Raw genomic sequence first — 6,195 nt, forward strand, 5'->3', positions numbered from 1 at the left:
TGGCCCTCATCCTCCTGGTTCTGCCTTTCTTCAGAAAGAACAGAGATAAGCGTACCTGTGAACCCAACTTCTAAAAGGAGAGCCTTATGATCAGAAAGTTCATTGCCGGTCTCGCCCTCGCCGCCGCCACCTTTGCCCCCGGCTTCACGCCGTCCGCCCAGGCCGAAACCTACCCCGAACGCCCCATCACCGTCATCGTGCCCTTCGGAGCCGGCGGTGAAGCCGATATCGTCGGCAGGCTGCTTGCCACGGAAATGTCGAAAATCCTCGGACAGAACGTGGCCGTGCAGAACATCGTGGGCGCCTCCGGCCTCAACGGCATGAACGCCGTGGCCACTGCCAAACCCGACGGGTATACCCTGGGATTCTGCCCCAGCGCGCCGCTTGCCATACACCCCCACATGCGCAAGCTCCCCTATTCCATCGACACCTTCAACATTATCGGCCGCGCGGTAAACGCGCCTTACTACATCGTCACGCCCAAGAGCGCCCCCTGGAACAACACGGAAGAACTGATCAAGGCCGTCAAGGCTGATCCCTCCAAGTTCTTCTGGGCTTCGGCCGGCGCGGGCTCCGTTCCCTTCCTGGCGGAGCTGGCCTTCTTCAAGCAGTACGGCATGCCCTCCACCAACCATGTGCCCTTCAACGGCGACGCCGACGCCTTCCAGGCATTGGCCGGCAACCGCGCCCAGCTCTATGCCACCACGGCGGGCACCATCAAGAACTTTGAAGTCAAGCCCCTCGTTCTGCTCAATACAGAACGCGACCCCGCCTTCCCCGACTGCCCCACATCCAAGGAAGAAGGCAAGGATCTTGTCATCAGCCAGTGGACCTGCCTTTTCGCTCCCAAGAATGTCCCGGCCGACGTCATCGCCACGCTCAGCGCGGCCATGAAGCAGGCCTGCGAATCCCCCGCCTTCGCCGAAGCGCTCGAAAAGCTTGGTCTTGCCCCCGGTTACCTCAACACCGCCGACACACTGGCCTTCATCCAGAAGGAATCCGACCGCAACAAGGCCCTGCTCATGTCTCTGGCCGGAAAGTAACCCTGTTCAAACTATAGAAGGATAAACACCATGCGAGAGATCAAAAACGCCATTGTCGTCATGTGCGACACCATGCAGTTCAACTATCTGGGATGCTACGGCAACTCCTGGATCAAGACGCCCAACATTGACCGCTTTGCCTCCGAAGGCACGCTGTTTGAAAACTGCTATACCGAAAGCCTGCCCACCGTACCCTGCCGCCGTTCCATGCTCACCGGCCGCTACACACTTCCCGTGAAGGGTTGGTCGCAGCTCGATATCGACGACACCACCATTGCCGACCTCTGCTGGGGGCAGCCCATCGAAACCTATCTGGTGTACGATGCGGGTCCCTGGCGTCTGCCCAAGTTCGGTTATTCCCGCGGCTTCGACCGTGTGTACTTCCTGCACGGCCATGAAACCGACCATCAGTACTTCGCCCAGGACGACCTGAACCCCATGTTCAAGGCTGAAGACTATGTGGAACAGCACGTTATTGACAAGGCCGACGAAATCCTCGGCGAAAATGTGGTGCGTCCTCTGCTGAACCAGATTGAATGCCACCTGAAGGAACGCCAGTACTGGAAGAGCGACGAAGACCAGCACGCCGCCCACATTTTCAAGGAAGCCGCCAAGTATCTCGCCGACGTGGACAAAAACAAGTCCTTCTTCATGTGGATCGACTGCTTTGATCCCCATGAACCTTGGGACGCTCCCTCCGTCTACGATCCTGAAAAGACCTGCATGTACGACCCCGACTACAAGGGTAAGGACATGTTCCTCCCCATCCAAGCCCATGTGGAAGGCATGTACACTGATGAAGAACTGCACCACATCCGCATGCTGTACGCCGAAAAGCTCACCAACGTGGACAAGTGGTTCGGCTATCTCACCGACGCCATCCACAAGCTCGGCCTGGAAAGCAACACCATGGTCATGCTGGTTTCCGACCACGGTTCCCCCATGGGCAAGGGTGAACACGGTCACGGCATCATGCGCAAGTGCCGCCCCTGGCCCTATGAAGAACTGGCTCACACTCCCATGATCGTGCGCGGCCCCGGCCTGCCCCGCAACCAGCGCCTCAAGGGATTCGTGCAGTCCTGCGACGTAGCCCCCACCGTCTGCGACTGGCTGGGCCTCGGCGTACATCCCTCCATGCAGGGCCACAGCCTCCTGCCCATGATCCGCGGCGAAGTAGAAAAGGTGCGAGATTTCGCCATCGCCGGCTACTTCCGCTATTCCTGGTCCATCATTACCGAAGACTGGTCGTTCATCCACTGGCTCAAGGATGATGAAAAGACCGTGGCCGACGCCCGCTTCGGCATTTACGGCCAGGATCTGGCCGCTTCCACGGCCCATCTGCGCCAGCTTGCCAAGGCCAACGTGGTGGAAGACCGCGACACTGCCTTCTACAACAAGGCCTACGAAGCCCACAAGAAAATGGCCACGCTGGACGGCGAAGCCCAGTGGACCTGCACGGCCGCGGCGTCCACCGAAGTGCCGGAACGCGACGAACTCTACGACCGCCGTACCGACCCCTTCCAGCTGCACAACATCGCCCATGAACACAAGGACGTGGCGAAGGAACTCCTGGAACAGCTCAAGCTGTTCATGGCCGAACTTCGCGCTTCCTGATGCCTTCCGCGCCCTGCCTTCGGGCAGGGCGCCCTTTCCCCGGGCGTCGCCTCACAGAGGCGACGCCTTCCCTGAACAAAGGGCTCACCCCCTCACAGGCATTTCTCATGACCAGTCAGGCAAAAGCATTCCTCTACGCGGCGCTGACCATACTCGCCTGGTCCACCGTTTCCACGGCCTTCAAGGTCGCCCTTGAAACGCTCAGCCCCATGCAGCTCATTTATGTGAGCATGGCCACGGCGGCCTTGTTCCTTCTGGGCGTCATGGCTGTGGGAAAAAGACTCTCCGAATTTCGCGCGCTCACGCCGGGGAACTGGAAAAGCGGTGTGCTGCTCGGCTTCATGCTCTACCTTTACTACACTGTGCTCTTCGTGGCCTATGACTACCTGCCTGCACAGATCGCCCAGCCCATCAACAACACATGGGCTCTCATGCTGGCTCTGCTCGCGTCCTGGCTCATGAAGCAGAAGCTCTCTGCCCGGGAACTGTTCTGGATGGTCTTCGCCTACAGCGGCGTGCTCGTTATTTCCCTGGGAGCAGGCGGAGAACTCGGCCCCCTGCACCCCCTGGGCATGGCCTGCATCATCATAAGCACCCTGCTCTACGCCCTGTACTGGATAGTAAACACAAAAAGCCGCATCCCCGCCCTGCCCGGCCTCGTCATCTGCTTCGCGGTTTCCTTCCTGCTGGCGGCACTGACACTGCTCATACGGGGAGAAGCACTCCTCCTTCCCCTGCGGCCTCTTCTGGGCGGCGTCTATGTAGGACTTTTCGAACTGGCCATACCCTTCCTGCTCTGGGGCATGGCGCTGCGCCTCACCTCTTCCGTGGCGCGTATTTCCACTCTGCCCTTCCTGGTTCCCTTCCTGGCGCTTTTCTGGATCAGCATAGTCATCCACGAACCCATAGCCTGGACGACGCTGCTCGGCCTTTCCATCATCATCTCCGGCACCTTCATGCAGCAGCGCATCGCCGCGCGCAGATCGGCCGCAACAAAATAAAACAAGGAGATTCCAGCTATGCCCGCTGAAGCTTACGAAGCCCTCACCGCCGAAACCTTCGACGCCTATGTCGCCGCCAACGACGGCATCATCATCTGTCACAAGCACCTGTGCCCCCACTGCAAGATCATGGGCACCGTGCTCGACAAGGTCAAAGGCATGATGCCCGACCTGAAGCTCGCCGCTGTGGAATCTGTGGAACAGGCGGAACTTATGAAAAAAATGGGCGTAGAGCGCGTCCCCACCCTCTGCGCCGTAAAAGGCGGCGTCATTGTGGCGCGTCATTCCGGGGTGATGAATCCCATGGAAACTCTGAACTGGTTTGAAAGAGCCTGAGGCCTTGCCATGAAATCCTTCGATCTTGTCATCATCGGCGGCGGCATCTGCGGCATGACTGCGGCCATTTATGCCGCAAGGGCCAACATAAGGGCCTGCATTCTTGAACAGCAGGTCTGCGGCGGCCTTGTAAACTGGACCAACACCGTGGAAAACGTCCCTTCCTATCAAAGCATCCACGGTATCGACCTCATGGAAAAATGCCGGGAACATGTGGAATCTCTCCAGGTGGCCATTGAAGAGGTCGATGAAGTAGTCGAGGTCGATTTCTCCGGCGATATCAAGATAGTCCGCACATCCATGGGCGAGGAATACCGAGCTCCCGCCGTCATCGTGGCCACAGGCCGCAAACCCCGCCCCTTCCCCGTAGAAACGGATTTTGAGAAGGTCCACTACTGCTCCGTGTGCGACGGCACCCCCTATAAGGGGAAAAGCGTCCTCGTCATGGGCGGGGGCAACAGCGGTTTCGACGAATCCCTTTATCTGCTCGGCCTCGGCGTTCATGATATCCATATCGTAGAAACCTTCCCTTCCTGCATCGCAGCGGCAGCTACGCAGGATCAGGCGCGCGCTACGGGCAAAATCCGCGTCTCCGTGTCCACGGATATCACCGCCGTGGATATCCTGCCCTCGGGGCGCGGACTCGCGCATTTTCACGACAAGGCCGAAGGGCGCGACTACACTGAAGAAATCGACGGTATCTTCTGCTTCATCGGCCAGGATCCGAATACCTCCGTGTTTGAGAATGTCCTCGATATGGAGCACGGCTACATCAGAGTAAACGCCGATATGGAGACGAATATCCCCGGTGTGTTCGCCGCAGGCGACGTCACGGTGAAAAAATATCGCCAGATCACCACCGCCATGGGCGACGGCACCATCGCCGCCCTTCAGGCCGGGGCCTATCTGCGCAGCCGCTGATCCCCCTTCAAAAAAACTGCGGGCGGGAACATCGCTTTTTGTATACAACATATAAAGGGAGGGCGGCTCCGCCGCCCTCCCGCTTTTTCAAGGAGCGGATCATGCCTTATTCCGTTGAACGTATTTCCCCGACAGTGCTCCGCTTCCATGTGACTGTGGATAAAGCGGCCCCGGAGGCCGACATGGGCGCATCCGAACACGACCTTCTGGATCTCAGCATCCAGGAAACACTGCGGCAGGAGGGCATACTTCCCCTTTCTCCCGTGCGCCTGCTGCCCGCCGAAGAGAGAAAAACACCGGAAGAATCTTTCTGCTTCGAGGCGGAAACCCTGCCCGACGTAGCCATTCCCGAAGATCTTTCCACCATCAAGGTCGCAGTGGAAGAACCTCTCCCCGATCCCAGGGAATTCCAGCATGCCGTCATGGAACTTCGCCGAAGCCGGGCCAGCCTGCATGCCGTGGAAGAACGGCGACAGCCCCGTGACGGCGATGTTCTGCGCCTCAACATTTCCGCCTTTTCCGACGGACGGAAAGTGCCCGGCATGGGCCGCGAAGGCTTCACCATGCTGCTGCGCCCCATGTCCGAGATGTCCGAAGTGGAATCCGCCGCGCGTTCCCTGTTCGCCGGAGAAAGCCGCACCGTCACGACGCTCTGCCCGGAAGACCATCCAGATCCCGACCTGCGGGGCAAACCTGTGGAGATCCGCGTGGAACTTGTGAGCATCAACCGGGAAGAGCTCCCGGATTTCGATGAAGCTCTGGCAAAAGATATGGGATTTTCCTCCCTCGACAAGCTTAAGCACGCCGTCTTTGAACGCATCATGGGGGAAAAGATACGCAACATACAGTCCCGCGCCCAGAAACGCCTGCTCGACACGCTTCTGGAAGGACAACACTTCCTCCTGCCCGATACGCTCATGGCCATGAACAGGGAGGACTGCCTTCAGGAAGCCCGTTCCGGCCTCCGCCGCCAGGGAAAAAACGATAAGGAAATCGCCGCCCTCCTGGAAGAGATGAGGGACGATATCACCGAGCAGGCGACATACCGCGCAAGGGTACAGGCGCTTCTGCTTTCCCTCGCTTCACGCGAACACATGGAAATCTCACAGGAAGAAGCCGACCGACAGATCCTGAAAATAGCGGAACTCTCCCATCAGGAATACGAAAAACTGCACGACACCGTGTGGAAAAGCAGGCTCATCCATGATCTGCAGCTTCGCCTGCTTTCGGCCAAGGCTTTGCAATTTCTATATAAACATGTGGAAAAAGTCGTGGTGGAC

General features: G+C 58.6%; 6 protein-coding genes. All 6 read left to right on the forward strand.

Annotated elements, in window-relative coordinates:
• Positions 1-86 precede the first annotated feature (86 nt).
• Positions 87-1,043 (forward strand): tripartite tricarboxylate transporter substrate binding protein, encoded by a 957-nt coding sequence (locus K8W16_RS10850; RefSeq protein ID WP_304123618.1) that lies wholly within the window; start codon positions 87-89, stop codon positions 1,041-1,043.
• Positions 1,044-1,073: 30 nt separating this feature from the next.
• Positions 1,074-2,657: a sulfatase gene (locus K8W16_RS10855; RefSeq protein ID WP_304123620.1), complete on the forward strand. Its 1,584-nt coding sequence runs from the start codon at positions 1,074-1,076 to the stop codon at positions 2,655-2,657.
• A gap of 107 nt (positions 2,658-2,764) precedes the next feature.
• Positions 2,765-3,658: a DMT family transporter gene (locus K8W16_RS10860; RefSeq protein ID WP_304123622.1), complete on the forward strand. Its 894-nt coding sequence runs from the start codon at positions 2,765-2,767 to the stop codon at positions 3,656-3,658.
• An 18-nt stretch (positions 3,659-3,676) separates the two neighbouring features.
• A complete protein-coding gene (locus K8W16_RS10865; RefSeq protein ID WP_304123624.1) occupies positions 3,677-3,994 on the forward strand; it encodes a co-chaperone YbbN in 318 nt (105 codons plus the stop codon).
• Between the two features lie 9 nt (positions 3,995-4,003).
• The gene (locus tag K8W16_RS10870; protein WP_304123626.1) at positions 4,004-4,915 is read left to right on the forward strand and encodes an NAD(P)/FAD-dependent oxidoreductase; all 912 of its coding nucleotides are present in this window, start codon (positions 4,004-4,006) and stop codon (positions 4,913-4,915) included.
• Positions 4,916-5,016: 101 nt separating this feature from the next.
• Positions 5,017-6,195: hypothetical protein (locus tag K8W16_RS10875; RefSeq protein WP_304123629.1), on the forward strand; the 1,179-nt coding region annotated here is incomplete at its 3' end.

It is taken from the genome of Mailhella massiliensis, assembly GCF_020741395.1.
GTDB classification, from domain to species: Bacteria; Desulfobacterota; Desulfovibrionia; order Desulfovibrionales; family Desulfovibrionaceae; genus Mailhella; species Mailhella massiliensis_A.

Bases quoted from the DNA above. Each gene is read 5' to 3' on its own strand.
- K8W16_RS10850 (WP_304123618.1), top strand. From the start codon at position 87: ATGATCAGAAAGTTCATTGCCGGTCTCGCCCTCGCCGCCGCCACCTTT.
- K8W16_RS10855 (WP_304123620.1), top strand. From the start codon at position 1,074: ATGCGAGAGATCAAAAACGCCATTGTCGTCATGTGCGACACCATGCAG.
- K8W16_RS10860 (WP_304123622.1), top strand. From the start codon at position 2,765: ATGACCAGTCAGGCAAAAGCATTCCTCTACGCGGCGCTGACCATACTC.
- K8W16_RS10865 (WP_304123624.1), top strand. From the start codon at position 3,677: ATGCCCGCTGAAGCTTACGAAGCCCTCACCGCCGAAACCTTCGACGCC.
- K8W16_RS10870 (WP_304123626.1), top strand. From the start codon at position 4,004: ATGAAATCCTTCGATCTTGTCATCATCGGCGGCGGCATCTGCGGCATG.